This window comes from Chryseobacterium sp. KCF3-3 (assembly GCF_045865955.1).
Lineage (GTDB): Bacteria > Bacteroidota > Bacteroidia > Flavobacteriales > Weeksellaceae > Chryseobacterium.
Map to the genome: position 1 here is coordinate 161,385 of NZ_AP035792.1, position 26,480 is coordinate 187,864.

The following is a 26,480-nucleotide window of genomic DNA, read 5'->3' on the forward strand; positions in this document are numbered from 1 at the left end:
AGTGAATTTGGCTTCGCAAGTGAATTGTCAATCATCGTGAAAAAAACTTTAAACTTTGAACTTTGAACTCTCCAACTCTTTATTTTTTTGTTTTAAGAAATACTTTTTGAATCAAAAGCGTAATCCATGTTCCCACTACAAAGGGGAAAGTAAATACTCCGCCCACAATATCCAGGCAATGATTGTCTATTAACAGGTCATCAATGGCAATGGTGATAAGAACAGCAATCAATACCCATAAACCATCCGTTTTTTTAACTCCGGAAAAAACGATAGCGGAAAGTACTGCGTTAAAACCAAATAATCCCATGTGTATTTCTTTGATAGGTTCTCCGTTCAATTGTGATAATCCTGCGCCCAAAATAGAGGCTGCCAATCCATATAAAGCGGCCACCGGAGAGCTAATAAAAACAGCCAGGAAGAAAATAATCCCGGAAAGTACTCCTCCCTGAAATATCACTTCTCCAAAACCATTGGTACAGGTAAGAAAGTCATCATATTCTGAAGGAATTACTTCACTGCTTAGCATTGCAGAAGGTGGAATATGGGTAAAGTGATGCAGTGCAAATACCAACACCCACGAAATAATGATGAAAGGAAAAGTAAACACCGGAATTTTCTTTTGAATAAAGAAATGCTGAATAACAGCAGCCAACGCTCCACCCAATACAATAAGAACCCAGATCAGTACCGTTGTCTGAAACAGAAAAGCCAACGCTACTCCCACCAGTGCTGCACTGAAACCATAAAGTCCGGCGTTGATTTCGGATTTGTCATAATTAAGCTTCATTGCAGTGAAAGTTCCGGCTGCTGTTGAAAGCAATACTGCCACTCCACACTGCCAGCTTCCCATAAAGATTCCTATCAGAAACAGAAGTCCGGTCCATCTGTTTTCCTGGAGCATAATCTGCCCGATTCCTTTTAAAACATTGTCTATAAAGGGGAGTTTTTTGAAAAATTCGTCCATAGTTTTTTTAATTTATTAATGATGGGGTTGTTGTTTGTTTTTCGTTGCGGGTTGTTGTTTGTTGCGGGTTGCGAGGTGCGGGTTTCGGAATCCACCTCAAAACTCTCAAACTCTCTTACCCTCAAACTCTCCCGCTAAAATCCCAAAACCCGAATCCCGAATCCCGAAACCCCGAAACCCGTTTACCATCCAAGAAAGACCATTCCCACACCGCAAACGGTTACTACTGCTCCGCTTACCACGCCCATATATCTTTCCAGTTTTTCGGTATTGAATAGTGTTGAGTATCCATAACGTCCCAAAAGAACCATCCCAAGCATGGTCAACACGGTTGTTGCTGTGAAAGAAGTTACCAGTACAGCAATTTCTGACATTGAATGTTTTACTCCTGAATAAAATAATAAAGGAATCAACGGCTCACTTGGTCCCATTACGAAAATCATAAACAGAACAAGTGGTGTTACTTTTATTCTTTTTTGAGGCATTACGATTTCACTGTGATTATGTTCGTATACGTATACATCGTCACCCATCACATCAAAATGTTTATGCGGTTTGTTTCTGATCGCCTGGATAAGGCCGTATACCAGATATACTCCTCCAAAGATCAGCAGTGCCCATCCTGAGAAATTTCCTCTGATATCCTGAAACCAGGAGATTTTATTCAGCTGCCATCCCAGAAAAACTCCGATAAAACCTAAGATCAGAGAACTGAACACATGTCCGAATCCGCAGACAACGGTTAAGATGGCTGTTTTCATTCCGCTCCATTTTTTGGATTTTGAAATCACAATGAAAGGCAGATAATGATCCGGCCCTGAAGCTGTATGTATAAAACTTATTGAAACGGCACTCAGAAGAAGCGCCCAAACTGTACTGTCCATTTTCTATTATTTACATTGTTCTATATTAAGTTTTGGCTAAAGCCAATGGAAGATTTCTTTTTGTTAAGCGGGCTAAAGCCCGCTTCTATTGAATATAAGAATCCTTGTCAAGGTTTTGAACCTTGACAAGGGTCTCCTTTTACTCCAATGACCAGAGAATCTCCTGAATATGCAGGAAGAAGTTGTACATCATTTCACCTCCGTGTCCTAAAGCTCTTACCACAAAACCATTGTCTTCCATTGCTGAAACACCTACTTCCATTTCTTCATGATATTGCGCAGCGGCTTCAACGATCTCCTCTATCAATCCGTTTTTATTTACATTTTCTTTTGTACTGTAGAAAATCAGAGTTCCCTGATGAGTATATTGTTCCAGGTTTCCGATACTGCTGATCGGGATCATATCAGGTTGAATCAGAACATTATCTTTTACCACAAGCTTATTATTGTGATAGATTTCCATCACATTCTGAAAACGTTTCAGCTTAAAAACCTCTCCATAATGTTTTCTCCCACAGGTAATGATCTCGCTGATGATGATCTGACTGTTTTTCCCGATATGAATATTTGCTTTACTCTTAAAGTTAGAATCTTCGTGAGGAACAATGGGATGAGGAACATAAGCGAAAGAAGTTTCATCTTCCATAGAAACATTGAGCTCCTGAAGCGCTTTGTCCTGCATATTGAAAAGCCTTTGGTAGGACTGTGACTGCAACTGCAGCGCTGCTCCTTTTTCAAGGGTAACCTCCAAATGATAGTGATCTCCATCCAGAATTCCCGGAGAGGAGCTCATCACCATCTGATAGAGCTTTTTGTCACTTTTTCGCTGTCCTACAGAAACTACTCTGAAAGGAAGTGAGACATAAAGGTCTTTCACATAGGATTCTCCTCCCTTGAATCCTGCAATAATTTTTAAATGACTATCCATTTATCTTACCAAATTCGGTTCTTCAATTTCTTCTAAAAGGGCATATTTTTTAATCCAACCTATTACTTTATCCAGTCCTTCATCTGTTTTCAGGTTGGTGAACACGAAAGGATTTCCTTTTCTCATTCTTCGGGCATCATTCTCCATCACTTCAAGGCTGGCACCTACGTGAGGGGCAAGGTCAATTTTATTGATGATCAATAAGTCTGATCTTGTAATACCAGGACCTCCTTTTCTAGGAATTTTTTCTCCTTCTGCTACGTCAATGATGAAAATAGTAACATCTGCAAGGTCCGGGCTGAATGTCGCTGAAAGGTTGTCTCCACCACTTTCAATCAAAACCAGTTCGATTTCCGGGAAACGTGCAGCCAACTCGTCTACCGCTTCAAGGTTCATACTTGCATCTTCACGAATAGCGGTGTGAGGGCATCCTCCTGTTTCTACTCCGATAATTCTGTCATGAGGAAGAAGACTGTTTTTAGCCATAAATTCAGCGTCTTCTTTGGTATAAATATCATTCGTAATGACTCCAAGATCATAAGTCCCGAATAATTTTCTGCTTAAACGTTCCAGTAATGCAGTTTTCCCTGAACCTACAGGTCCTGCCACTCCTACTTTTATGTATTTTCTATTTTCCATTTTTTCTTTAAATTTTATTTTTTTAACGCTATAGGCGCTAAGCTTTCTTTACTGTGAATATTTTTCGATCGCAAGGGCGTTTTACTAAGCAAAGAGCCCTTTATTTCACGTATATTTTTTTATTAATTGAGAATATGATAAAGGGAGCAAAGGCATTTCATTCAGCTAAGAAGCACACCACTCACCCAGCCATAAATCATTCATTTTCTTAACTTTACAATCTTTATTCATCACTTCCCCTTTCCTCCCTTTTATCTTTTTACTTTTACCTTTTTACTTTTGTCTTACGACATATACAGTCTTGAATACAATCTTTCATGCTGCATACATCTGATATCAAAAGCGGTATTACAAAGTCCCACCATATCCCTATCCAACTCCATGGTTTCCCAGACTGTCTTTTCCATTACGGGATATAGTGAGAATAAAATATCTTGTCCGTCCAATTGCCCAAGGGGAACTAATTTTACAGCATTGGTAATCATTCCCGCAACCGAAGTGTAATAGAATCCTAAAAGGGCTTCATACAAAGGAATTTTCATTAAATAAGCATACACTCCGAACACAATACAGTAATGAGAATTGGCTTCTTTATGCTGAACAGCTTTCTCAAAAGCTTCCATAAAAGGAAAACTTTCTCTTCTTTTGAAGATTTTAATCAGTCTGAGTCCCAGTTTCTGGCTCGCCTGGCGAATTTCCTTTGGACATTTTATCGCATTACATTCATTGTCGAGAAGCAATAATGTTTCTAAATCACTTTTTTCTGCCGCTTCATAAGCCTGTTTCACAAAAGCTCCGTCATTGAATTTAAGATTGTACTGAAGCATATTCTGTACAAATTCTTTCGCGGTTGCCAAATCATGGACAATTCTTTCCTGCACATAGGTTTCAAGTCCGTTGGAATGAGTATAGCCTCCGATGGGAAGTGTAGGATCTGCAAGGTGAAGCAGTCCTGACAGGAAATTTATATTATTCATCTTTCGGAGCAGCCATTTTTAGAATTTTTGTAAAAATTGTGGAGCCCAGACTGCCGTGTCCATGAGGTTCTACATTAGATTTAAGAAGATTCAGCAGTTTCACAGATTGTTTCTCCGGTTTGAAACCACTTGCCTCCAGCCATCTGAACATCGGCATTTCGAAAGGGAGCAAAACTTTGTCATTCTGAATGAAAAGCGGAATATGTTTATTCCCAATCTCATAACATACCGTACCCATTTCCAGCAGCGAAGCTGGTGACATCACAATGGCTTCTGTTTCCAGAACATTGATTGCTATTATTTTTTCTGCATCCTCAAAAAGAATATCTCCTTCACGTAAGCGTTGTCCTTCTCTGAGAAATTTGATGGCAATATCAATTCCCTGTCTGGTTTTTTTACGCTGGATTCTTTTGGTGGTTTCAAACCATTCCAGATCAAGATAGTCTATGGTTTTCTCCGAAGGATTTTCAGCAAGATTGCCTATGATTTGATTAATTATCATTTTTGGATTTTTTTCTGAAGTCTAAGTTTTTGGAGATTCCCACCCCGAATGTTGAACCACTGATTCCGGCTACATAGCTTTTCGTCCAGCCTTCTTCTTTTGTTTTAGTCTGAAGCATTGAAAGTTCTGCAAATTTGAATTTCAGTGCCCAGCCTCCTCCTAATACGATTCCGATCAAAGGATAGGCACGAAGGCGGAATCCGTTAAAATTCTGCATGGCATCCGCTGCTGTTGAAAGCTGCTGCCCCCAAACATAGTGAGCATCCACCTGACCAATCAACACAAAATATTTTCCAAGCATTACTGAAGGACTATACCAGATTCCTGCTTCATTTTGTTTGTATACTACATTGTGGTCAACAGTATTCTGCGAGTAAGCATAATTAACTCCGATAAGATCATTATTATTGATGAAGTATCCTACTCCAAGTGGTGCACTGGAAACGGTACTGCTGCTGCTTGACGGTGTTGTAATTTTAGAATAGTCTAATGAACCATACACCATAAACTGTCCTTTTGGTCCGTCTTCATCACTTTTAAGCCTGTGTCCACCCAGAAACTGGGCATTCAGATGTCCTGAAAGCATAGACACACCCGCTATGGCAAGAGAAAAAACTGTTTTATTTAAATATTTCATTCTAAACTTAGTTCTATAATTGTTTTACAATATGGTCTGATAAATCTTTTTTTGTTGTTAAATAAACCTAACAGGTTTTTGAAACCTGTTAGGTTTTATTCGTAAAATTTATCTTAGAACAAGTAATATAGCTGTGTTAAAGGAAGTGTTTCTGCCGGTTCACAAGTGATATATTCGCCATCCACTGTTACTTTATAATTTTCAGGATTCACTTCAATTAAAGGTGTCTTATCATTATGGATAAGGTCTTTTTTACCAATATTTCTACAGTTTTTCACCGGAAGAATCATTTTTTCCAGTTTATAAGAAGCGATTGTTCCATTGTCGATAGAAATCTGAGAAACGAAGTTCGCGCAAGTACCAAACTTAGCTTTTCCGTGAGCTCCGAACATATTTCTGTAGATAATTGGCTGAGGTGTTGGAATAGAAGCATTAGGATCTCCCATTTTAGCAGCAATAACAAATCCTCCTTTTACAATCATTTCCGGTTTTACTCCGAATAATGCAGGTTTCCAGATTACTAAATCTGCTAATTTCCCTTCCTCAATGGATCCTACATATTCTGAAATACCATGTGCTATAGCTGGGTTGATGGTATATTTAGCCACATATCTTTTTGCACGGTAATTATCATTTCCGCTATCTTTATCTTCAGCCAGATCACCTCTCTGCTCTTTCATTTTGCTCGCTGTCTGCCATGTTCTGGTGATTACTTCTCCAGGTCTTCCCATCGCCTGAGAATCTGAACTCATGATACTGAACCCCCCCATATCGTGAAGGATATCTTCTGCTGCAATGGTTTCAGGACGGATACGTGAGTCTGCAAACGCTACATCCTCAGGGATGTTTTTGCTCAAATGGTGACAAACCATCAGCATGTCTAAATGTTCATCAATGGTATTGATGGTGTAAGGACGTGTAGGATTGGTAGAAGCTGGCAATACATTCGGATACATAGCAGCTTTAATAATGTCCGGTGCGTGACCTCCACCTGCTCCTTCTGTATGGAAAGTATGGATTACCCTTCCGTTGATGGCTCTCATGGTATCTTCCAGAAACCCTCCTTCATTCAAAGTATCCGTGTGGATGGCCACCTGAACGTCATATTTATCGGCTACTTTCAATGCGGCATCAATGGTTGCAGGAGTTGCTCCCCAGTCTTCATGGATTTTCACTCCCAAAGCACCTGCTTCCACCTGTTCCTCAATAGGTTCTTCAGCTGAACAGTTTCCTTTTCCGAAGAAACCAAGATTCATAGGATATTCTTCTGCTGCTTCCAACATTTTCTGCATGTTAAATCTTCCGGGAGTAACCGTTGTAGCATTTGTTCCGTCATTTGGACCTGTACCACCACCAATCATTGTGGTAATTCCGCTGTAAAGAGATGTTTCAATCTGCTGAGGGCAGATGTAGTGAATGTGAGTATCAATACCTCCGGCTGTTACGATATACCCTTTTCCTCCGTGAACTTCAGTCGAAGCCCCGATAATCATATTAGGACTTACACCATCCATCGTATCAGGATTTCCGGCTTTTCCGATTCCTACAATCTTTCCGTCTTTGATTCCGATATCTCCTTTTACAATTCCCCAGTGGTCAATGATTACGGCTCCTGTGATACAAAGGTCAAGCACGCCTTCGTCTCTTTTAGCAGTAACATTTTGTCCCATCCCGTCACGCACGGTTTTTCCTCCTCCGAAAACGGCTTCGTCACCATAATGGGTGAAATCTTTTTCGATTTCAATGATAATTTCAGTGTCTCCCAGTCTTATTTTATCTCCGGCTGTAGGACCTAATATATTGGCGTATTGTTTTCTGTCTACGTGTAAGCTCATCTTAATGATTTTTAAAGTTTAACTCTTCAACTTTTGCAAGGCTTACTTTTTTCTGTTCTTCAGAATCTACCTGCCCATCGACAAGATTATTGAAGCCCATTGCTTTTTTGGTTCCTCCTATTTCTACCAATTCCACTTCTTTTTCTTCACCCGGCTCGAAACGCACTGCAGTACTTGCTACAATATTCAGTCTCTTTCCGAAAGCTTTTTCACGGTCAAAACTCATCGCTTTATTAACTTCGAAAAAGTGAAAGTGTGAACCTACCTGAATAGGTCTATCTCCGGTATTGGTTACTTTTATTTTTACAGTTTCTCTGCCTTCATTGCAGATAATTGTACCTTCTTTTACAAAAATTTCTCCTGGTATCATAATCAGTAGTATTAGCGGATTGGATTGTGTACGGTTACCAGCTTAGTTCCATCAGGGAAAGTAGCTTCAATCTGAACATCATGGATCATTTCTGAAACTCCTGGCATCACATCTTCTTTGGTAAGAAGGTTTGCTCCTTCCTGCATGAGTTCAGCTACTTTTTTACCATCTCTTGCTCCTTCAAGCAAAAAGTGACTGATCAGAGCTATTGATTCCGGGTAGTTTAATTTAAGGCCTCTTGCCTTTCTTTTCAGAGCGAGTTCGCCTGCCAGAAATAGCATAAGCTTCTCCGTTTCTCTCGGTGTTAAGTGCATAATATTTTTATTTAAAATTGGACAAACAATATCCGGTTCACCTCTCCGTAAAGGCAAACAGACATGTTCAAAAATGTAAATTGGGAATGATTTTTATGAGTCTGTACTCATGAGAATACAAACCATAGCAGATCATTTAAAAATTAAAAAAGAATTAGCAGCCTGCTATCTGCAGGGAATGATACAGAATGTATCTTGGTGCTGTAATATAAATGCGGTTTTGAACGGCCGCAACCTGTGTATTGTAAGTGTAACCTGCAAAGAAATAGTGCAACCACTGCTGTGCAAGTATTGAGTAATCAAATTTTACTTTCTCCCAGTCATTGGAATCCTGCACATCCTGGACATCTGAAAAACTATAGATTTCAGGTTGTGTTTGCTGATCAGATTTCTGTTGTAAAAGATGAATTTTTGAAAGGACATCAGTGTATGATTGAGTTTTCCCTTTATGTGCAAAAAGACCTGCACACAACGCTGAGAAAAATATCACAAAAGAGAAAAATAAGACTCTTTTTTTCATACCTGTTAATAATGGTGTAAAATTAGAACAATCTTATCCCTCCGGCTATCAAAAAAATTATTTAAAATGTTCAAAATCGCAACAAATGTGAATTTATATAATTTTAACACTCCTCTATAAATCCTTTATTTACAGCAATTAATAACTGTTTTCAAACTATGACAAATATTTTATTGTCCTAATTCCTATAATTATAACAAAACGATGCATTTTTTTCCAAAAGCTAAAGAATTATCAAAACATACCAGGATTTAACAAAATCTATCACCAAAAAAAGCTTAAATATCATCAGAAAACTCATTTTATATTTTATTTGACAAAAACAGATGGCATTTTTTCTTTCTTTATAATTATTGTAAATTTGTATACACATCTTATTTAATTTAATAAAATAATAAAACGTAATATGTCAAAAGCAATTTCGCAAGTACCATTAGCGGTAAACGAGCCTGTAAACTCATACGAACCGGGATCTCCGGAAGTTAAAAGCCTTATCGACACGTATAAAAAAATGTGGGCTGAAAAGGTAGAAATCCCAATGATCATCAATGGAAAAGAAGTAAAAACTGAAACAAAAGTACAGCTTCAGTCTCCACAGGATCATGCTCATGATTTCGGGTTCTACTATCAGGGTGGTATGCAGCATGTGGATGACGCTATCAACGCGGCATTGGCAGCTAAACAGCAATGGAATGAACTAGGCTGGGAACAGCGTGCAGCAATTTTCTTAAAGGCAGCTGATCTTTTGGCTGGTCCTTACAGAGATGTAATTAATGCAGCAACAATGATCGGGCAGTCTAAGAATGTACACCAGGCTGAAATTGATTCTGCTTGTGAGTTCATCGACTTCTTAAGATTCAATGTAGAGTTCATGACAGAAATGTATGCTGAGCAGCCGGTTTCTGACAATGGAATCTGGAACCGTGTTGAATACAGACCATTAGAAGGATTCTGCTTTGCGGTAACTCCGTTCAACTTTACTGCAATTTCAGGAAATCTTCCGACTTGTATGGCAATGCTAGGAAACGTAGTGGTTTGGAAGCCGTCTGACAAGCAGGTATATTCTGCAAAAGTAATCATGGATGTATTAATTGAAGCGGGTCTTCCTGCAGGGGTTATCAACATGATCTTTACTGATGGAAAGGAAACTGCTGAAAAAGTATTGGCTCACCGTGACTTCGCTGGTCTTCACTTCACTGGTTCTACAAAAGTATTCCAGGGAATGTGGAAAATGATCGGTGATAATATCCACAACTACAGAACATATCCAAGAATCGTTGGAGAAACTGGTGGTAAAGACTTTGTTATTGCTCACCCTTCTGCTAACGTAGAAGCTGTAGCTACTGCATTGGTAAGAGGAGCTTTCGAATATCAGGGACAGAAATGTTCTGCAGCTTCAAGAGCTTATGTTCCTAAGTCTCTTTGGGCTGATGTGAAAAAAGTAATGGAAGCTCAGATGAGCACCATCAAAATTGGTTCTCCGGAAGATACTTCTAACTTCATAAACGCTGTAATCGATAAGAATTCTTTCGAAAAATGTAAAGGATATATCGACAGAGCAAACGCTTCAGGTGAAGCTACTGTAGCTATCGGTGGTAAAGTGGATGATTCTAAAGGATGGTTCGTACACCCAACAGTAATTGAAACTACAAATCCTCAATACGAAAGTATGGTAGAAGAGATCTTCGGCCCAATCCTTTCTGTATTTGTATATGAAGATCAAGACTGGAAAGAGACTCTTAAGTTAGTAGATTCTTCTTCTCCTTATTCATTGACAGGTTCTGTATTCTCACAAGACCGTTACGCAATCAGCGAAGCTTACAAAGCTTTAGAGAATGCATCTGGTAACTTCTACATCAATGATAAACCAACGGGTGCCGTGGTAGGACAACAGCCTTTCGGTGGTGGTAGAGCTTCAGGAACTAATGATAAAGCAGGTTCTAAAATGAATCTTCTAAGATGGACATCTGTAAGAAGCGTAAAAGAAACTTTTGTTTCTCCAAAGAACTACAAATATCCATACCTAGGGTAATTAATAAGTAATGAGTAATAGGCAGTGAGTAATTGTTGTCTGTTCTTTGAATACAGCCTCGGAATTTCGGTTTCGGGGCTTTTTTGTGGGTGCGAGTTTCGGGGTGCGAGGTGCGAGATGCGGGATTCGAGGTTTGAGAGTTATAGCGTTTGAGAGTATGAGAGTATTTTTGGTAATAAAGTATTTTTTGGACTACGATCAACATTAAACGTTAAACTCGCATCTCGAAACACGCACCCCGAAACCCGATCCCCTTACAACCTAACATCTTTTAACAAACTTTACCGATATTTTACGATTCTTCAGGCCCTGTTAGGAATAATTGTTGATTTTTCCATTACTACAACACCACAAAATAGAAGAATATGAAAAAGTTATTGCTAACAGCTGTTGGAATAGGAATATTTGCAGTGAGCTGTGGAACCAAAGAATCGACAATGTCAACGAGTAGCCGGGATTCAGCGGCAGTAGGTAATACGCAAAAAAGTATGACGCCTGCCACTACTGATACAATGACTACAAAAATGACGAATCCTGATACTACCAAGATAAAAAGGGATTCTATGGCAACGTCTCCTGTCAAGTAGTAATGATAACATTCAATCTAAAAATGGAAAATCTGCAGATGAAAGCTCTGCAGATTTTTTTTGTTGAAAAGATTAGAAGCCAAAATGTGAAAGCGATAATTAAGTTTTGTTTTGAAAGATGTTTATTTTTAGGTTTTGGCTAAAGCCAATGGATGCATGATTTATGGCTAGCCGGGTTAAAACCCGCCTCTATTGAATTTTAATAAAAACATCTTTTATCTTTTATCTTTTATCTTTTATCTTTTATCTTTTATCTTTTATCTTTTAATTAAATCATTATATTTGATTAAAACGAAACATTAAAATTGACTATTATGAAAAAACTATGGATAGGAGCATTTCTTGGAATTCTTTTCCTTGGAAGCTGTGCTCAAAATAAAGAAAAAAGAGAAGAATTTAAAGATGCCCATAACAAGGATTCATTGTTGAACAAAATGGGAGATTCTGCAGTAGCAAATTCTGAATCATCACCGGTTGTCTCTGATACTTTAAAAACCAAAACCGACAGTACAAAAGTTAAATAAAATCACAAATCCACAGAAATTCTGTGGATTTGCACTTAAAAAAACTTGACTGAAAAAAAAACCGGGCAATCAACCCCGATTATAGCATATGGTAGATATTCTGATCAGAATATTTCCTTAAAAGATTAAAAATGGGAATTCAGTTTCTCTTATAATGATCTTAGTTCAGAAATGAAATAAAAGTGATAAGCTGTAACAGAATTGTCTTGTGCACTGCGAAACTGGCGCAAAGATATGATAGCAGGGGTTTCCTTTAAAATAATAGGTTGTTCATTTTCGTGAAAATGGCAAGATAGAATTAAATAAAGCCTCTCTTTTTAATCATTTTCCGGAAAATGAACATTTTTATCTGATGGGTTTTCAGCATCCAGATATTTGATATATGCTGAAGGAGAATAGTCTGTAACCGCTTTAAAGACAGCAGCAAATTTACTATGTGAAGAGAATCCACATTCGTCAGCAAGGATACTTATCTTATATTGCCTGTACTTCTCATCATTGATCAGTTTGTCTACAATATAATTGATTCTTAAACGATTGACATAGGTTTTGAAATCTGCATTTTTATGCTGATTGATTACATAAGACAGATATTTTGTATTGGTATTCAGTTCACCTGCAAGAAAAGACAGAGACATTCCTTTATTATTATAAAGATCACCTTTTTCAAAATCTTCAAGCAATTCAAGCAATTTCGATTCTGTCTCGGAAGTCATCAGGGAATCATTTCTTCTTCGGTCTGCCTCCGAATCTTTTTCATCAATTTCTTCCACAAATATATTCGAAAACTCAGCATCGTCAGATTGAGCTAAAGGATAATGAACTCTGTTACTGACCATATTTAACTGAGTTCTTATAATATTTCTGAATTTTGAACGCTGTTGTCTCTGCTTTGTCCTGAAGAAAATAAGTAAGCCCACCAGCGAGATAAACAGAATAATAATGGCTGTGTTTTTAATCAGATTCATATGTCCATCATTTTTATGACTTTTCCCTTTCAGAATCTCAGCACCTTTTGGTGTAAAACTTTGATTACGGGCCGCAATACTGTCATAGGCACGGATATATTTCACAGCATATAATGAAGCTTTAAAATTGTCTCCAATTCCTTCATAATAATCATTAATATTGGAATAAACAGCTTTTTTAAGCTTAAGACTTCTGGATGTATCCGCTATTTTCTCTGCCTTTTTAAGATACAGTTCAGCATCTTTCCAGTTTTTCTGCTTCAGACGGATTCCTCCTAAGCCATTATACACCAATCCCAGTGTACAGCTTCCATTTTTCAGCAGGCCTTCTGCTTTTCGATAATAGTCTTCGGAAACAGAATAATCATTAAGTTTGAAATAGACATCTCCCAGCAGCTGATAAGAAGCTGCGGCTGTTCTGTTTTCGTTTTGGCTGTTTATTTTTTCAAAATATTTCAGAGAGGACTCAATATCACGTATTGCATTGGGAAAATTCCCCATCTCCATTTCATAGAAGGCCATTTCCTGATTCAACAGTCCTGCAGCTTCGCTACTTTTTTGAAAATCAACAATCTGACCTGAAGCCTGAAGCCCTTTTACAATGTATTTTTTTGATCTTTCGTATAACCCTACCTGTCTATATTGTCTCGCAAGTAATCTGGTCACCACAGCCATCCATTCCGGATCATTAATCTGATTGATTACCGAGTGGGCATTTTCGCTGTAACAGATTGCTTTTTTAAGTTCACCTGCATGATGGTATAATTCTGAAGAGAGCACAAGGCATTTTATTTTCTCCGAGGGTTTTTGTGCCTTCATATAGAGAGAATCTGCAGTTTTGATTGCTTTGGGTAAATCTTTATAGGCTGTAACAGAAGAGGTCTTCTCACAGATAAGGTCAAAGTTATTTTTTTTCTGAGCGAATATGGGGACTGCTGTTGCCAGCAGAAATAAAAATTGCAAAAGACTTTTAGGCATAGAAAAATAAATTATTATTTTGATTTTATAATAATTCATCATTATTTTCACGGGGTGTCTTTTTGTTTTTTACAAAACTAGTGATATTTTATTTTTTATTAAAATATTATATTGAAATTTAATCATTTAACCTAAAACAGTATTTTACATTAATTTTAATAATAAGACTAAAATAATAGATGATTATCTTTAATACAAGCTGATGCCTGTTTTAAAACCAAAGTTCCTGTATAATTATTTTCAATATGAACGGCTCATGTGTCATCATATTTATTACATTTGCATGGAATAAAAAGTTTTTATGAAAAAAATAGCAATACTTTCCTCAATCTTTATAGGAGCCCTTGCATGGGCGCAGGGAATTAAATTTGAAGAAGGCAATTTTGCCTCTATTCTGGCCAAAGCAAAAAAAGAAAAAAAACTGGTCTTTATTGACGCATATGCCTCATGGTGTGGACCTTGTAAACTGATGGTTAAAAATATTTTCCCACTTCAGTCTGTAGGAGAATATTACAATTCTCACTTTATCAATGCTAAAATTGATATGGAAAAAGGAGAAGGAATTGAGCTGGCAAAAAAATATAATGTAAAAGCATTCCCTACTTACCTGTTTATTGATGGAAGTGGTGAAGCTGTACACCGAACTTTAGGATATGTGGAAGAAAAAGACTTTATCCAGTTTGCAAAAGACGCAGAAGATCCAAACAAAAGACTTACTTCTTTGAAGCAACAGTTTGAAAAAGGAGAAAAAGATCCTGAGTTTTTAAAGAATCTTGCCGGACTTACCATGTATAACGACGCTGAGTTTGCCGGGAAAGTTCTTAACCGTTATTTTCAACAGAAAGCAAGCTTAGATCAGGAAGACATCCAAATGCTTCTTTCAGGAGTACAAACTACAGACAGTCCTTTGTACAAAATTTTCCAGGATAAAAAAGCTGATATCGTTAAATTCTTCCCGGAAGATAAATATGAAAAGTTTGATAAAAATATTAAACTGAATACTGTTTCTAAAAAAGCCTATAATCCGGATACAAAGAAATGGGATGATAACTATTTCATGGCTGAAACTCAAAAATTCCTGAGCAAAGAAGAGGCTGACAAAATCTTAAAAAGAATGAAAGCCAACAGAGCTTTAAAGAATAAAGATATTCCTGAATATGAAAAACTAATTCTTGACCTTTACAAAGATTATACTGCTGCCGGTTCTGAAGAACTGAATTCTCTTGCCTGGAACTTTTTTGAAAATGTAAGCAATAAAACTTCTCTGGAAAAAGCCATTGCATGGGCGCAGGAATCTGTAAAGAAAGATCAGAATTTTGCCAATACTGATACTTTAGCCAATCTTTACAACAAGGTAGGTGATAAGAAAAACGCTAAAATGTGGGCTGAAAAGTCTATTGAATTAGCAAAAAGTACCGGACAGGATTCTTCTGATACGGAAAAACTTTTGAAGAGTCTTTAATAAGAAATAAGTACAATAAAAACCCCGCAGAACTAAAGTTCTGCGGGGTTTTTATTTATGTTTGAACCACCCCGTCAAAAATTCTTTGAATTTTCGCCACCCCTCCGGTGGAGGGGAATTTTCACGTCTTCATTTGTAGTATTAGTGAAAAATAGAGTATATTAAATTTCTATAAGCTCTCTTTCGTGCTCATTAATATTCAAAAAGAACACTTCCCCACGTAAATCCGCTTCCGAAAGCTGAAAGAAGCACCAGATCTCCTCTCTTGATTTTCCCCTGTTCAATGGCTTCACTTAAAGCAATGGGAATAGAAGCTGCTGTCGTATTTCCGTATTTCTGAATATTGTTGAAGATTTTTTCGTTCGGTAATCCAAATTTTTCCTGTACAAACTGAGCAATTCTCAGGTTCGCCTGGTGTGGAATGAACATATCAAGATCTTCAACTGTTTTTCCTGCTTTGTTCAAGGCTTCCATCATGGTTTCAGGGAATCTTGTTACCGCATGTTTGAATACAAAGTTTCCGTTCATGATCGGATATACTTCTTTGTTTGTTACATTTTCAGGATCTTTTCTCATTCTGTCACTCCATCCGTATTTTGAACCCGGGAACTGAGTACAAAGATCATCAGCATATTTTCCTTCAGAATGCATATTCATCGCTAAAATATCTCCTGCATTTTCATCTTCTGATGCAGAAAGCACAACCGCTCCTGCCCCATCTCCGAAAATAACAGATACTCCTCTTCCTTCGTCAGAAAAATCCAATCCGAAAGAGTGAATTTCTGCTCCTACCACAAGGATATTTTTATAAGTTCCTGATTTGATAAATGCATTAGCCACACTCATTGAGTATACAAACCCTGAACACTGATTTCTTACGTCCAATGCTCCAATGGTATCACATCCCAGCATATCCTGAAGCAATACTCCACACCCAGGAAAATAATAATCCGGTGAAAGCGTTGCAAAAACAATATAATCGATATCTTTTGAGGTAAGGCCAGCATTCTGGATCGCTTTTTCTGCAGCTTTAAAACCTAAATAAGCAGTGGTTTCCTGGGAATCGTTTCTGTTTTTTCTATGTCTTCTTTCCTTGATCCCTGTTCTTTCCGTAATCCATTCGTCATTGGTATTCATTAGTTTTGCCAAATCATCATTGGTAACAACGTTATCTGGAACATAAAATCCCACCCCTTTTATGGTACTTTTAATCATATAGTTTTTTAATTTTGGCAAAGATAAAACTTATTTAACACATACTTTTTCAAAATATTAGTATTTTTACTTTATGCCAATTGATACGATATACAGAACCTCCCAGTGCGAATGGGTAGATGTAGAGGCTCCTACTTTAGAAGACCTGAAATTTCTTCATGAAAGATATGAAATCAATAATCTTCTTCTGGAAGATACGATGGATCCTAATCACCTTCCAAAATATGAAGAAGACGGGAATGTAAAATTCTTTTTACTCCGTGAAAGCACAGAACTGGAAAGAAAGAATCTCAATACAATCAGTGATATCAGCACCAAAATTGGAATCTTTCTGGTGGAAAATACCATTATTACCATCCACAGGATGAAAACCAGAAGTATTTCCGAGACCAAGAAAAAAGTGTCTTTAATTCAGGAAGACCTTAAACCTCAGCAAATCATGCTGATGATTGCTATATTGATCATGAAAAGTTTTGATGATGAATCTTTAAGTCTGTTTGAAACAATGGACAATATTGAGAATGAGATTTTCCTTAAAAACACCAATCATACCAGCCAGATCCGCCGTCTTTACAAGCTGAAGCGAAAATCCGGATTGAACTCCCGTGTGCTTGTAATTTCTACGGATGCTATTGACAAATTTAAATTATTGAATTTACAGGACTCTGAGATTGTTGATTTAAAAGATAAACATAAAGACGTGGTTGCCGATTTTGATCATTTGAATATTCAGATTACCAACCTTATTTCTATGTTCCTGGCTCTTTCGGATCAAAAGGCCAATCAGGTGATGAAGGTTCTGGCAATTTATTCAGTCTATTTCTTACCCATCACTTTTATTGCCGGAGTTTACGGAATGAACTTCGATAATATGCCTGAGCTTCATCATAAGTATGGATATTTTATCACATTGGGAGCAATGGCAACCGTTGTCATCAGTACCTTTATTTATGTGAGACGAAGACAATGGTAATTCATTTTTCCATGAACACAAAGGTGCATAAAATACCCAATGGCATCTGTTTTTAAAGTATGAAGATCTCATTTCCAATAAAATACAAACTGGCAACTATTTTAAATTAAAGATTGATTCACCCGGTTTCATAATAACTGTACACCATCTAAACAAAATACCATGATTACTGAGAACCTCAACAAAATTCTTGAAGATCCTTCTCTATCACAAGCATCCAAAGATAAATTGCTTGCTTTGCATGAGAATATCTCTTCTAAAGAGTTCTCTGATCTCCTCGATCAGTCCGGGAATCAGTATGTAGAGTTTGTACAGGAAGGTGGTGGTGTCTGGGGAAGTGCATTGGTAGGCTATCTTTATGGACTGGAAATATTTGGAATCCGTTTTCTGAAAGTAGCAGGAACAAGTGCAGGAGCTATTAATACGATGCTTATTGCTGCTTGTAAAACCAAAGAAGAAGCTAAAAGTGAACTGATCAAGGATATTCTTTTCAGCTGGAATTTTGCAGATTTTATGGATGGGAAAACCTATGTAAAAACCACTCTGCATGCGATGCTGAACAACAAAGATTTCTTTAAGATCAATGCTGTTATTGCCGCTATCCTTTTTATGATTCTGATCAGCATTCCTTTTCTGGCACCTTCAACGACGATTATGAATGCTAAGCTGATGTTTTTGATTCCTCTGATTCCGGCTGTCATCCTCTTTTTTTGTATCCAAAAGCTGTACAATAATTTCAGAAAGGAAAACAGCGGACTGAATCCCGGAAATGTTTTTCAGAATACCATGCAAAATGCGCTGGATCAATTTGGAATAAAAACTGTTGCCCATCTCAACGAAAAATTCATTCAGAAAGAAAAGGATCTTAATCTCAACTATCGATATGGAAATGGCCAGGAGTATTATCTGATGGCTTTGCAAAGCATTGAAAAAATTAAAGTCAAAAATCAGGAACATATTGACCCAACCCGTTACAGAATTTTCTATGAAAGCGCCGTCAACAATGATTACTATAAAAACAACCCCTTCTACCTTCTAAAGTCTGAATATGTTGTTATTACCACAGATATCAATGCTAAAATTAAGGTAGAACTTCCTACGATGGCCAATCTCTATTGGTCTGAAGAGGAGCTGAAACACATCAGCCCGGCTGAATTTGTGAGAGCTTCTATGGCGGTTCCTTTTTTCTTTGAACCTTTTCAGAAACAAATCAATAAGAATGACGATTCTGTAAAGTACGCCTGGAGATACTGGATGAATACAAAACCTGATGATATTAATCCTGCAGGAGTTTTCATTGATGGTGGAAGTATTTCCAATTTTCCTATTGACCTGTTTCATGCCGATGAAGTTTTTTATCCGAGAATGCCTCTTTTCGGGGTACAGCTGACAAGCGATTCTGCGATTCTTTCTGAAAAAGGAAAAACCAGTGAAGAAATCCTTAAAACACCGTTCAGCTATGCCGGAAATATCATCAGTACACTGAAAGGTTTTAATGATAAGACATTCCTTACCAAACATACTTTTTACCGTTCTTACAGCATACAGAGTGTCAATTGTGGCACCAGCAGCTGGCTGAATTTCTTCATGAAAAAAGAGGAAAAGGAAGAACTTTTTAACAGAGGTTTTCAGGCCGCTCTTGATTTCCTCAATACGTTCAGCTGGGAAAAGTACAAATATGAAAGAATGATGCTTACGATGAAAGAGAAAAAAATATTGAAGGAAGAAGATACGCCTACGGTAGGATAAGGATTTTTAAGTATTTTAGCTTTTTAAATAACCATGAAAAAGAGACCTGTTTTTATCCTGGGGATGGTCATGATCCTTATTTTTATTTCGATTCCTGTTATTCATATTCTTAAAACAAAATGGAGTGAATCTGATGTTAAAAATGAAATTCCTGAAGGATATACCAATGATGCAAGCCAACTGAATTTAACAAAGATTGATACACTTATCAAAGTACCGTCATCAAAATCTGAAATTGAAAATCAACTCCGTCAGATCATACAATATGCAAAGGAGAAGAACTTAAAAATCTCTATTGCCGGTGCACAGCACAGTATGGGCGGACATACCATCTATCCTAACGGAATCCTACTTAATATGCTCCCTTACAAACATATGGAGCTGGATGAAAAGAACAATATCCTTACCATTGGCTCCGGAGCTCTTTGGGAAGATGCGATCAAATATCTGGACAAACATGGAAAATCTATTGCTGTGATGCAGGCTTTCAGTTCTTTTTCTGTGGGTGGATCAATGAGTGTCAACGGTCATGGATGGCAGAAAAATCTTCCTCCTGTTTCCTCCAGTGTGGTATCATTTTCACTAATGGATCAGAACGGAAACATTCTCAACTGCAGCAGAGAAGAAAACCCTGAACTTTTCAAGCTGGTAATCGGAGGGTATGGACTTTTCGGGATTATTCTTGATATTAAATTAAAAGTGGTAGAGAATGTTGCACTTCAGTATAAATATATTCGTTTAAGCGCAGATCAGTATCCTAATTATTATAAAAAGTTTATATCAGAAAATCCTGCTGTCAACCTGGTTTTCGGAAGATTGAGAATTTCAGACAAACATTTTCTTGAAGAGGCTACCATCAATTATTTTGAGAAAGCCAATGAAAAACCTTTGCCAATTCCGCTTCAAAATGCTAAAAATGAAGAAACTAAACGTCTTGTATTCAGAAGTACAGTCAACAGTGAATACGGGAAAAGACTTCGCTGGGATCTGGAAACCGGAATGAATAAGATGACAAAAAATGCAGTGTATTCCAGAAATGAGCTTCTGAATGACCATGTTTCACTCATTGAAAATAAAGATCCAAATTCTACAGACCTTCTTCAGGAATATTTTATTCCGGAGAGAAACTTCAGTCAGTTTATTAAAGATATAAAACCTGTTTTGAAAAGCTCAGGGCTGGATTTACTTAATATCACCATCCGTGCGGTGAATAAGGATGAAGACAGCTATATGAACTATGCGAGGGAAGATGTATTTGGATTTGTATTTTTATTCAATCAAAAGAAAACAGAGAAGCAGGAGCAGGCCATGAAAATTCTGACCAATCATCTGGTAGATATTGCTCTGAAAAATGAGGGTACTTTCTACCTTCCTTACCGTCTTCATATTGGCAGAGAGAAAATGAGAAAGGTTTATCCGCAGGCAGAATCTTTTTTTGAACTGAAAAGAAAATATGATCCTTCTGAGATCTTTGACAATAAATTTTACCAACATTATAAATAAAACACGATGACGAAATACATCTGCCAATGCTGTGGAGAAGAGAAAGAAGACTGGCCTGCAATAGCCTATAATGCTCCTTATTTCTATTATGACCTATCGGAAGAGGAACTCAAAAATGCTGAACTTACTTCAGATTTATGTGTTGTTGAAGATTCTGAAGATACCCACAGATTTATCCGTACTGTTCTTGTACAGGAAGTTATGGATGACTGCAGAAATCTGGATTACGGAATCTGGGTTTCTCTGAGTGAAAAAAACTTCAATGAATATGTTGAAAATTATGACAATAAGGAATTCGAAGCAGAATATTTCGGATGGCTTTCTACCTATCTTCCGGATTATGAATTTGAGGAAAGTGTTCCCACAACTGTAGTGGTAAACAATTCTATCGGAAGACCTTTTGTCTATCCTCACCAAAGTTATGATCATCCTTTTGTGGACGATTTTTATCATGGCATTACAAAGGAGGAAGCAGAGAAGAGGATTAATCGGGTTTTAAATAAAGAATAGATGAACTTCCTTTAAGTTTTAGAAATATTGCAGCAGCATCTGGAATAGGAATCTATCAAAAAAATATATTGATAGATTCCTAATAAAAATTATAAATTATCCAAAAACTCCAGATACATCGGAACACTTCTGTTGATCCATTCATCGGAAGAGTCCCTTTCAATTCCGTAATAGACGAAAGGTTCCTTATAATCGGCTTTTATATAATCAAAAGTCAGCTCGTAAGGTCTGAAAAGTTCGTTCATTGTGTATTTATAGACTCCGGATGCAGTGTAGGCTTCTTCATCTATACCTGCGGTAACGGCCAGTGACATTTTCTTTCCAGCCAGCTTGAAACCACTGGTACTTCCATATGCCCAGCCATACAAAATCACCTCATCCAGCCATTGTTTCAAAAGTGGCGGACTACTGAACCAGTAAAAAGGAAACTGGAATACAATTTTGTCATAAGATTCCATCATCTTCTGCTCTTCCGCTACATTGATTTTTCCATCAGGATAAGCTTCATACAGTTGATGAACAGTATATTTTTCAGGATATTTTTTTAACTCGTCCATCCATTTTTTATTAATCACAGATTTTTCAATCTCTGGATGTGTAACAATTACTAAAGTCTTCATTCTGTTTAAATTTCTATTACAAAATTACAACACGTAACTTACATTTCGTACATTAGCAACCTATTGTATGGTACTATAAAAAATGTAAGTAATGACTAAAATAAAGGAAACCTCTACCAATTTTGCCAATAAGAAAGCGCTTGCTGATGAATGTCCGGAAATCTATGCATCCAACACGATCGGAGGGCAATGGGCATTGGCCATCTGTTGTTATCTGATCAACGGGAAAATGAGATTCGGGGAACTGAGAAAGAAACTTCAGAACATTACTGAACGTATGCTAACGCTTCAACTTCGAAGACTGGAAGAAGATAAGATCATTACCAGAACCGTATATGCAGAAGTTCCTCCAAGGGTAGAATATGAACTTACAGAAATTGGCTATAAACTGAAGCCTATCATTCTTGAGTTTGAAAAATGGGGTAAGGAGCATCAAGAGATCATGAAAAAACAATAAGCTAAAAGTGGTTTTATATTTAAAAAGTACCACATTATATTATTTCACATAAAATAATTATATTTAAATATATAAACCAATACTATGAAAAACCTGACTTTTTTACTATTGTTCCCTATTGCTGTCTTTGCTGGAATAAATATACATGCACAAAAAATTTCTGACGGCCAGACAATCGATATCAATGGAATGGCGGTTACCTTTAATATCCTCAATAAAGAAAGTGTAGAAGCCGGTGGAAAATCCTACGACCGATATAAAGTTTCTGCATCGGTAAAGAATACTTCAGATAAGGCATTCAACATCAGATTATCAGCCTTTCCTCAAATTGTAAGCAACATAGGCCTTGTAGAACTGGACTGTATTAATGCAACCGGAGCCAGGCTAACCTCTAAAAAGATAGAGTTAAAAATGAAGGCCCAAATGATTAATGTTACCTACTCTGCTTATGACAAGTCTGGGAAACTCATCACCAGTACAATTCCGGTAACCGGCAGTTATTATTTTGATCCGGGAGATACAATCAATGATAATGCAATCTTTATTGTTCCACAAGGTGAAAAACCTGATGTTTCTGTAAGAAGTATGAAATAAAATAACATCACTTTATACAATCTCTTTTGTTTTGAGTCTTTCTGTCAGGATAATGATTATAAAGAGCTAATACAACATCAAAAAAATTAAAAAATTCAGATTCTACGGAATGAAACAGTTTGTGCCTAATGTCAAAAAATTCTATTTGTCATTCCGTAGAAATCCATATATTATTTCGCTATTTTTTCCTTCCACAAAGGTTTTTGCGCTAATACTTTTGAGTGAATCGGACAGCTCTCATGATGAGCGCCTTTCAGATATCCTGTACTCATAAGAAATTCATTAACAATCTCTCCTCCTGTAAATTTGAATGTTTTTTTGAAAAGCTTCATCCATTCCTGCAAAGTCATTGGATGATGATGCTCCAGCCATTTTTCAAAAGAACCAAATTCCTTTTGTAATGCAATGATTGTTTTGGCATTTTCAATGGCAGCATTTACTTTTAGCTTATTCCTGATAATTCCCGGATCGCTCAATAATCTTTTGCGGTCTTCTTCTGTATAATCTGCTATTTTCTGAATATCAAATTGGTCATATGCTTTCCTGAAACTGTCTTCTTTTTTCAGAACCGTTTCCCAGCTTAATCCTGCCTGATTGATTTCAAGAATGAGTCTTCCAAACAATTCATTATCATCATGAATAGGATACCCATAATAATTGTCATGGTAATTTTTGTGCAGTTCTTTTCTGCTTTCGGGCTGCATTCCTTCTATTGCTAAACAATAACTCATTTCAGTATATTTTCTGTTTTCGTTAAAAATTTATCCATGGCTTCTTTAATAGTAATTCCTGTACGGTCTGCCAGAACAATCAGCCACCAGATATTTTCGGCTAATTTATGCTCCAGTTCTTCTGCTGAATCTTTCTTCAGCCATGTTTTCTGATGGGACATTACATTTCTCCCTACCAATCCGGCATCGGTAAGATAAGCAAGTGCATCTTCTTCCACTGACCATTCTTTTCCGTTGCTTTTTATTTCCAGCTGATGATACTTCTCTCTGATGTCTAAAGAACGTTTGACGATGGTATCAAAATTATTGGTGTCCATATTTCTCTGTTTTTAAGTAAAGACTTTCAAAGGGTAAAAATAAACCAGAGCTGTGACAACTGTCCGTCAGTAGTGATTTTCAATTTTTAAATGTAATCATAATTTCCTTCATTTTATCTTCTTCTGCTCAGAGAATATTTAGTAGTTTAGAGAACTTAAAAACGATATCATGAAATCTGTGTTTTCCCTTCTTTTTATTATATGTTCAATCTTCTTCAAAGCACAGAATTTATATTCAAAAGCATATGGAAATCCCAAAAAACCTCCCGTCATTTTTATCCATGGCGGACCAAGCGGAAATGCTACTTTGTTTGAAGGAACTACCGCTCAGAAGCTTGCCGATAAAGGATTTTATGTGATCGTTTATGACAGGCGTGGTGAAGGGCGCTCAAAAAATGAGAATGCCACCATGACATTCAAAGAAAGTTTTGAGGATTTAAAAGATATTTACACAACTTATCACCTCCAAAAAGCAAATATACTTGCCCATAGTTTTGGTGGAATTATCGGGACTTTATTTACAGCTCAGTTTCCTGAAAAAGTAAAAACACTTACGTTAGCAGGAGCTTTATTTACCCAACAGGAAACCTATGATCATATTTTAAAACAGGCTAAAGAACATTTTAAAAATGATGCTGCACAGCTTAAAGAGATTTCAGAGATAGAAAGTCTGGACAAGAACTCTGCTGCTTATAGAAAAAGATGCTATGATATAGCTGGGAAACTTGGCTTCTTTGATATGCCACATCCAACTCCTGAAAGTGAAATACTGAGAACGGAGTACAAAGCAGGGGAATTTTACAAAAACAATATAAGAAATGCTGATTCTCCCATTAAATTCTATCAAAATGAACCTTTGAATAACCTGGATAACACAACAGTTTTAAAAGATATCCGAAGAAAAGGAATTCCCGTTTTTGCAGTGTATGGTAAGAATGACGGCATATTTTCAGAGAAACAGCTAAATGATCTTAAAAATATTGTCGGGAAGAAAAACTTCAGACTTATTGATAACTGTTCCCATTACTTATTTGTAGATCAGCAAAACGATTTTTTAGAATTTATTAAGCTTACATTGAAATAAAGTGTAGTTTTGTAATCATGCACAATTCAGGAGTCCATATGAAAACCTATAAAGCGATCATTACGATGCTGATTTTGGTGTTTTCATTATCTCCATGTTCTGTAAAAAGAAATGTTCTTGATATTTTTGACATTCAGTTCATCAGCGGACTGAATAAGATCAAAACTACCTCTTCACTTTCTTTCAGTTGTGATTCTGCATCAGCTACTTCCGGAATTTCGGTTTCAAAAAACAAAACTCAGAGCCAATACAGAAATCCTTTTTCTGATTTTTCTTCAACAACCGGAAATTCTGTTGAAAAAAAGATTTCTTTCAATAACTACTCAGGGCATTCTACAGGAAACAGCCCACCGAAGTATATTTTATTTAAAAGACTGAAGCTTAATCTGGTTTAATTTTTTTTAAGCCTAATTAAAAATCAGTTTTTTACAATACAATATTAATTTCAATGAAACATATCTTAAACCGTCAGTCTTCAGAGCTGGCCGGATTATATACTTTATCCCTCCGCATGGTTATCGGATGGACCTACTTTTCAGCGTTCTGGCGCAGACTGATCCTCGAAAACAAGCTTATTCCTGATGAAAAGGGATATATCGGGGAAAAATTCAATCATTTCTTACCAAATGCCCTGGGAATAAAACCCATTATTGAATATCTGGTGACTCATCCTGATGCTTTGCAACGCTCTATGATGATTTTTACCATTATCGAAGCCATTGTGGGTTTATTCATCATCCTTGGGTTATTTACCCGCTTAATGAGTATTGGCATCTTCAGCCTTGCTCTAGGAATTTTATTAGGTTCCGGATGGCTGGGAACAACTTGTCTTGATGAATGGCAGATTGGTGTTTTAGGTGTTGCAGGCGGATTTGTTCTTTTTCTTACAGGAAGCGGACCTTATTCCCTGGACTATTATTTCATAAAAAACAACAAAAATTTCACCCAGAAAAGATGGTTCCAATGGTTGGGATCAGGAACTTTTCCTGTCTCAAAACCAAAAGTTCTTGTACTGTCAGGCTCGCTCATTATATTCGGATTAACTCTCTTTACCAATCAATACTTCCATGGAGGTGTATGGGGAACGCTGCATAATAAATCAGTAAAACCTAAACTGGAGATTTCAAATATTTCTCATAACAATTCCAAGCTGACATTTGAAGTCTACAGAACAGAAGGTGCTGATGTGTACGGTTCTTTCCTAATAGGTATTCATGTTCTCGACAAAAACGGAAAGATTTTAAAGGAATTCGATCATAAAGAACTCTCCGGAATTCCTAAAGAAAATATACAGAATCATTATGTCGCCAAAGTGAAACCGGGAAAACACAGTCTGGTAATTCCATTGGGAGCAAAAGCTGATGTTACTCTGAATATTGATGATATTTTTGAAAAAAATGAAATTCATACCCTGAAACTGATTGATGTAAGTGGTATTGAGTGGATAGAGAAGATTGAATAAGGGTTGGGATTCGGGATTTGAGATACAGGGTTCGGGGATTGGAGCTTATTATTTTAACGTTTTATGCTTTGGCTAAAACCAAAGGAATTTAAATCATTTAATTAAATGGGCTAAAGCTCATTTCTATTGAATAAAATTGGA

29 protein-coding genes are annotated in these 26,480 nt (G+C 36.9%); 13 read left to right on the plus strand and 16 right to left on the minus strand.

Translation table 11 applies throughout. The features are described from left to right. Positions 1–79: 79 nt before the first annotated feature. From ACKTTZ_RS00780 to ACKTTZ_RS00830, 11 genes are all read right to left on the minus strand, one after another. Positions 80–967, minus strand: coding sequence for an urea transporter (locus tag ACKTTZ_RS00780; RefSeq protein ID WP_253317551.1), 888 nt, complete (start codon positions 965–967; stop codon positions 80–82). A gap of 182 nt (positions 968–1,149) precedes the next feature. Next, a complete protein-coding gene (locus ACKTTZ_RS00785) occupies positions 1,150–1,851 on the minus strand; it encodes a hypothetical protein (RefSeq protein WP_079242526.1) in 702 nt (233 codons plus the stop codon). A gap of 139 nt (positions 1,852–1,990) precedes the next feature. Further along, complete coding sequence (locus ACKTTZ_RS00790) at positions 1,991–2,779, minus strand: urease accessory protein UreD (RefSeq protein WP_407847000.1); 789 nt, start codon at positions 2,777–2,779, stop codon at positions 1,991–1,993. Further along, on the minus strand, positions 2,780–3,418 hold the full coding sequence (gene ureG, locus ACKTTZ_RS00795; RefSeq protein ID WP_034697252.1) for an urease accessory protein UreG: 639 nt from the start codon (positions 3,416–3,418) through the stop codon (positions 2,780–2,782). It lies immediately after the preceding gene. Positions 3,419–3,702: 284 nt separating this feature from the next. Continuing rightward, complete coding sequence (locus ACKTTZ_RS00800; protein ID WP_253317552.1) at positions 3,703–4,395, minus strand: urease accessory protein UreF; 693 nt, start codon at positions 4,393–4,395, stop codon at positions 3,703–3,705. After that, complete coding sequence (gene ureE / locus ACKTTZ_RS00805; RefSeq protein ID WP_034697256.1) at positions 4,388–4,897, minus strand: urease accessory protein UreE; 510 nt, start codon at positions 4,895–4,897, stop codon at positions 4,388–4,390. The genes ACKTTZ_RS00800 and ureE overlap by 8 nt, the downstream gene beginning before the upstream one ends. Next, the gene (locus ACKTTZ_RS00810) at positions 4,887–5,534 is read right to left on the minus strand and encodes a hypothetical protein (protein WP_034697257.1); all 648 of its coding nucleotides are present in this window, start codon (positions 5,532–5,534) and stop codon (positions 4,887–4,889) included. The genes ureE and ACKTTZ_RS00810 overlap by 11 nt, the downstream gene beginning before the upstream one ends. A gap of 113 nt (positions 5,535–5,647) precedes the next feature. Then, on the minus strand, positions 5,648–7,369 hold the full coding sequence (ureC, locus tag ACKTTZ_RS00815) for an urease subunit alpha (protein WP_407847001.1): 1,722 nt from the start codon (positions 7,367–7,369) through the stop codon (positions 5,648–5,650). Position 7,370: 1 nt separating this feature from the next. Next, positions 7,371–7,739 (minus strand): urease subunit beta, encoded by a 369-nt coding sequence (gene ureB, locus ACKTTZ_RS00820; protein WP_034697259.1) that lies wholly within the window; start codon positions 7,737–7,739, stop codon positions 7,371–7,373. A gap of 11 nt (positions 7,740–7,750) precedes the next feature. Further along, complete coding sequence (gene ureA / locus ACKTTZ_RS00825; RefSeq protein WP_034697260.1) at positions 7,751–8,053, minus strand: urease subunit gamma; 303 nt, start codon at positions 8,051–8,053, stop codon at positions 7,751–7,753. Positions 8,054–8,207: 154 nt separating this feature from the next. Next, positions 8,208–8,573 carry a hypothetical protein gene (locus tag ACKTTZ_RS00830; RefSeq protein ID WP_034697262.1) on the minus strand — a complete coding sequence of 122 codons (366 nt, stop codon included), beginning with the start codon at positions 8,571–8,573 and terminating at the stop codon, positions 8,208–8,210. 406 nt (positions 8,574–8,979) lie between these two features. Between ACKTTZ_RS00830 and pruA the strand changes: the two genes are divergently transcribed. The 3 genes from pruA (at position 8,980) to ACKTTZ_RS00845 (ending at position 11,716) form a co-directional block, all read left to right on the plus strand. Beyond that, positions 8,980–10,605, plus strand: coding sequence for an L-glutamate gamma-semialdehyde dehydrogenase (pruA, locus tag ACKTTZ_RS00835; protein ID WP_407847002.1), 1,626 nt, complete (start codon positions 8,980–8,982; stop codon positions 10,603–10,605). A gap of 437 nt (positions 10,606–11,042) precedes the next feature. Next, complete coding sequence (locus ACKTTZ_RS00840; protein ID WP_253318144.1) at positions 11,043–11,192, plus strand: hypothetical protein; 150 nt, start codon at positions 11,043–11,045, stop codon at positions 11,190–11,192. A gap of 314 nt (positions 11,193–11,506) precedes the next feature. Next, entirely contained in the window at positions 11,507–11,716 is a 210-nt protein-coding gene (locus ACKTTZ_RS00845; RefSeq protein WP_034699977.1) for a hypothetical protein, read from the plus strand. A gap of 317 nt (positions 11,717–12,033) precedes the next feature. Here ACKTTZ_RS00845 and ACKTTZ_RS00850 read toward each other — a convergent pair whose 3' ends face one another. Then, complete coding sequence (locus tag ACKTTZ_RS00850) at positions 12,034–13,662, minus strand: tetratricopeptide repeat protein (protein WP_407847003.1); 1,629 nt, start codon at positions 13,660–13,662, stop codon at positions 12,034–12,036. Positions 13,663–13,963: 301 nt separating this feature from the next. On the opposite strand from ACKTTZ_RS00850, the gene ACKTTZ_RS00855 reads away from it, so the two are divergent. Next, a complete protein-coding gene (locus ACKTTZ_RS00855; RefSeq protein ID WP_034699971.1) occupies positions 13,964–15,124 on the plus strand; it encodes a thioredoxin family protein in 1,161 nt (386 codons plus the stop codon). 192 nt (positions 15,125–15,316) lie between these two features. Here the strand turns inward: ACKTTZ_RS00855 and ACKTTZ_RS00860 are convergent, their stop codons facing one another. Next, entirely contained in the window at positions 15,317–16,339 is a 1,023-nt protein-coding gene (locus ACKTTZ_RS00860) for a 3-oxoacyl-ACP synthase III family protein (RefSeq protein ID WP_034699968.1), read from the minus strand. A 73-nt stretch (positions 16,340–16,412) separates the two neighbouring features. Between ACKTTZ_RS00860 and ACKTTZ_RS00865 the strand changes: the two genes are divergently transcribed. The 4 genes from ACKTTZ_RS00865 to ACKTTZ_RS00880 all read left to right on the plus strand — a co-directional run bounded on the left by ACKTTZ_RS00865 (position 16,413) and on the right by ACKTTZ_RS00880 (position 21,074). Next, positions 16,413–17,312 carry a CorA family divalent cation transporter gene (locus ACKTTZ_RS00865; RefSeq protein WP_034699967.1) on the plus strand — a complete coding sequence of 300 codons (900 nt, stop codon included), beginning with the start codon at positions 16,413–16,415 and terminating at the stop codon, positions 17,310–17,312. 162 nt (positions 17,313–17,474) lie between these two features. After that, positions 17,475–19,061: a patatin-like phospholipase family protein gene (locus tag ACKTTZ_RS00870; RefSeq protein WP_407847004.1), complete on the plus strand. Its 1,587-nt coding sequence runs from the start codon at positions 17,475–17,477 to the stop codon at positions 19,059–19,061. 33 nt (positions 19,062–19,094) lie between these two features. After that, positions 19,095–20,564 carry an FAD-dependent oxidoreductase gene (locus tag ACKTTZ_RS00875; RefSeq protein ID WP_407847005.1) on the plus strand — a complete coding sequence of 490 codons (1,470 nt, stop codon included), beginning with the start codon at positions 19,095–19,097 and terminating at the stop codon, positions 20,562–20,564. A gap of 6 nt (positions 20,565–20,570) precedes the next feature. After that, the gene (locus ACKTTZ_RS00880; RefSeq protein ID WP_034699961.1) at positions 20,571–21,074 is read left to right on the plus strand and encodes a DUF2199 domain-containing protein; all 504 of its coding nucleotides are present in this window, start codon (positions 20,571–20,573) and stop codon (positions 21,072–21,074) included. 89 nt (positions 21,075–21,163) lie between these two features. Here ACKTTZ_RS00880 and ACKTTZ_RS00885 read toward each other — a convergent pair whose 3' ends face one another. After that, positions 21,164–21,694 carry an NAD(P)H-dependent oxidoreductase gene (locus ACKTTZ_RS00885; protein WP_407847006.1) on the minus strand — a complete coding sequence of 177 codons (531 nt, stop codon included), beginning with the start codon at positions 21,692–21,694 and terminating at the stop codon, positions 21,164–21,166. Positions 21,695–21,785: 91 nt separating this feature from the next. Between ACKTTZ_RS00885 and ACKTTZ_RS00890 the strand changes: the two genes are divergently transcribed. Beyond that, a complete protein-coding gene (locus ACKTTZ_RS00890) occupies positions 21,786–22,151 on the plus strand; it encodes a helix-turn-helix domain-containing protein (protein WP_034699957.1) in 366 nt (121 codons plus the stop codon). A gap of 84 nt (positions 22,152–22,235) precedes the next feature. Continuing rightward, positions 22,236–22,745, plus strand: coding sequence for a hypothetical protein (locus ACKTTZ_RS00895; RefSeq protein ID WP_034699954.1), 510 nt, complete (start codon positions 22,236–22,238; stop codon positions 22,743–22,745). Between the two features lie 170 nt (positions 22,746–22,915). Here ACKTTZ_RS00895 and ACKTTZ_RS00900 read toward each other — a convergent pair whose 3' ends face one another. Next, the gene (locus tag ACKTTZ_RS00900) at positions 22,916–23,476 is read right to left on the minus strand and encodes a DNA-3-methyladenine glycosylase I (RefSeq protein ID WP_407847007.1); all 561 of its coding nucleotides are present in this window, start codon (positions 23,474–23,476) and stop codon (positions 22,916–22,918) included. Next, complete coding sequence (locus ACKTTZ_RS00905; RefSeq protein ID WP_407847008.1) at positions 23,473–23,793, minus strand: MazG-like protein; 321 nt, start codon at positions 23,791–23,793, stop codon at positions 23,473–23,475. Before ACKTTZ_RS00905 ends, ACKTTZ_RS00900 begins: the two co-directional genes overlap by 4 nt. A 169-nt stretch (positions 23,794–23,962) precedes the next feature. Here ACKTTZ_RS00905 and ACKTTZ_RS00910 point away from each other — a divergent pair, with 169 nt between their 5' ends. Genes ACKTTZ_RS00910 through ACKTTZ_RS00920 form a run of 3 tightly spaced genes read left to right on the plus strand, consistent with a single transcriptional unit; the run spans position 23,963 to position 26,339 of the window. Further along, on the plus strand, positions 23,963–24,877 hold the full coding sequence (locus ACKTTZ_RS00910) for an alpha/beta hydrolase (protein ID WP_407847009.1): 915 nt from the start codon (positions 23,963–23,965) through the stop codon (positions 24,875–24,877). 17 nt (positions 24,878–24,894) lie between these two features. Next, positions 24,895–25,272, plus strand: a complete 378-nt coding sequence (locus ACKTTZ_RS00915) for a hypothetical protein (RefSeq protein WP_034699947.1) — start codon at positions 24,895–24,897, stop codon at positions 25,270–25,272. Between the two features lie 53 nt (positions 25,273–25,325). Further along, positions 25,326–26,339, plus strand: coding sequence for a TQO small subunit DoxD (locus tag ACKTTZ_RS00920; RefSeq protein WP_253318150.1), 1,014 nt, complete (start codon positions 25,326–25,328; stop codon positions 26,337–26,339). The last annotated feature ends 141 nt before the right edge of the window (positions 26,340–26,480 follow it).

Excerpts from the sequence above, each read along its gene's own strand:
- ACKTTZ_RS00880 (WP_034699961.1), top strand. The coding sequence starts at position 20,571 with ATGACGAAATACATCTGCCAATGCTGTGGAGAAGAGAAAGAAGACTGG.
- ACKTTZ_RS00865 (WP_034699967.1), top strand. The coding sequence starts at position 16,413 with ATGCCAATTGATACGATATACAGAACCTCCCAGTGCGAATGGGTAGAT.
- ACKTTZ_RS00840 (WP_253318144.1), top strand. The coding sequence starts at position 11,043 with ATGTCAACGAGTAGCCGGGATTCAGCGGCAGTAGGTAATACGCAAAAA.
- ACKTTZ_RS00870 (WP_407847004.1), top strand. The coding sequence starts at position 17,475 with ATGATTACTGAGAACCTCAACAAAATTCTTGAAGATCCTTCTCTATCA.
- pruA (WP_407847002.1), top strand. The coding sequence starts at position 8,980 with ATGTCAAAAGCAATTTCGCAAGTACCATTAGCGGTAAACGAGCCTGTA.
- ACKTTZ_RS00845 (WP_034699977.1), top strand. The coding sequence starts at position 11,507 with ATGAAAAAACTATGGATAGGAGCATTTCTTGGAATTCTTTTCCTTGGA.
- ACKTTZ_RS00810 (WP_034697257.1), bottom strand. The coding sequence starts at position 5,534 with ATGAAATATTTAAATAAAACAGTTTTTTCTCTTGCCATAGCGGGTGTG.
- ACKTTZ_RS00875 (WP_407847005.1), top strand. The coding sequence starts at position 19,095 with ATGAAAAAGAGACCTGTTTTTATCCTGGGGATGGTCATGATCCTTATT.
- ACKTTZ_RS00855 (WP_034699971.1), top strand. The coding sequence starts at position 13,964 with ATGAAAAAAATAGCAATACTTTCCTCAATCTTTATAGGAGCCCTTGCA.
- ACKTTZ_RS00895 (WP_034699954.1), top strand. The coding sequence starts at position 22,236 with ATGAAAAACCTGACTTTTTTACTATTGTTCCCTATTGCTGTCTTTGCT.
- ACKTTZ_RS00850 (WP_407847003.1), bottom strand. The coding sequence starts at position 13,662 with ATGCCTAAAAGTCTTTTGCAATTTTTATTTCTGCTGGCAACAGCAGTC.
- ACKTTZ_RS00905 (WP_407847008.1), bottom strand. The coding sequence starts at position 23,793 with ATGGACACCAATAATTTTGATACCATCGTCAAACGTTCTTTAGACATC.
- ACKTTZ_RS00790 (WP_407847000.1), bottom strand. The coding sequence starts at position 2,779 with ATGGATAGTCATTTAAAAATTATTGCAGGATTCAAGGGAGGAGAATCC.
- ureA (WP_034697260.1), bottom strand. The coding sequence starts at position 8,053 with ATGCACTTAACACCGAGAGAAACGGAGAAGCTTATGCTATTTCTGGCA.
- ureE (WP_034697256.1), bottom strand. The coding sequence starts at position 4,897 with ATGATAATTAATCAAATCATAGGCAATCTTGCTGAAAATCCTTCGGAG.
- ACKTTZ_RS00885 (WP_407847006.1), bottom strand. The coding sequence starts at position 21,694 with ATGAAGACTTTAGTAATTGTTACACATCCAGAGATTGAAAAATCTGTG.
- ureB (WP_034697259.1), bottom strand. The coding sequence starts at position 7,739 with ATGATACCAGGAGAAATTTTTGTAAAAGAAGGTACAATTATCTGCAAT.
- ACKTTZ_RS00920 (WP_253318150.1), top strand. The coding sequence starts at position 25,326 with ATGAAACATATCTTAAACCGTCAGTCTTCAGAGCTGGCCGGATTATAT.
- ACKTTZ_RS00800 (WP_253317552.1), bottom strand. The coding sequence starts at position 4,395 with ATGAATAATATAAATTTCCTGTCAGGACTGCTTCACCTTGCAGATCCT.
- ACKTTZ_RS00915 (WP_034699947.1), top strand. The coding sequence starts at position 24,895 with ATGCACAATTCAGGAGTCCATATGAAAACCTATAAAGCGATCATTACG.
- ACKTTZ_RS00890 (WP_034699957.1), top strand. The coding sequence starts at position 21,786 with ATGACTAAAATAAAGGAAACCTCTACCAATTTTGCCAATAAGAAAGCG.
- ureG (WP_034697252.1), bottom strand. The coding sequence starts at position 3,418 with ATGGAAAATAGAAAATACATAAAAGTAGGAGTGGCAGGACCTGTAGGT.
- ACKTTZ_RS00900 (WP_407847007.1), bottom strand. The coding sequence starts at position 23,476 with ATGAGTTATTGTTTAGCAATAGAAGGAATGCAGCCCGAAAGCAGAAAA.
- ACKTTZ_RS00860 (WP_034699968.1), bottom strand. The coding sequence starts at position 16,339 with ATGATTAAAAGTACCATAAAAGGGGTGGGATTTTATGTTCCAGATAAC.
- ACKTTZ_RS00910 (WP_407847009.1), top strand. The coding sequence starts at position 23,963 with ATGAAATCTGTGTTTTCCCTTCTTTTTATTATATGTTCAATCTTCTTC.
- ureC (WP_407847001.1), bottom strand. The coding sequence starts at position 7,369 with ATGAGCTTACACGTAGACAGAAAACAATACGCCAATATATTAGGTCCT.
- ACKTTZ_RS00780 (WP_253317551.1), bottom strand. The coding sequence starts at position 967 with ATGGACGAATTTTTCAAAAAACTCCCCTTTATAGACAATGTTTTAAAA.
- ACKTTZ_RS00830 (WP_034697262.1), bottom strand. The coding sequence starts at position 8,573 with ATGAAAAAAAGAGTCTTATTTTTCTCTTTTGTGATATTTTTCTCAGCG.
- ACKTTZ_RS00785 (WP_079242526.1), bottom strand. The coding sequence starts at position 1,851 with ATGGACAGTACAGTTTGGGCGCTTCTTCTGAGTGCCGTTTCAATAAGT.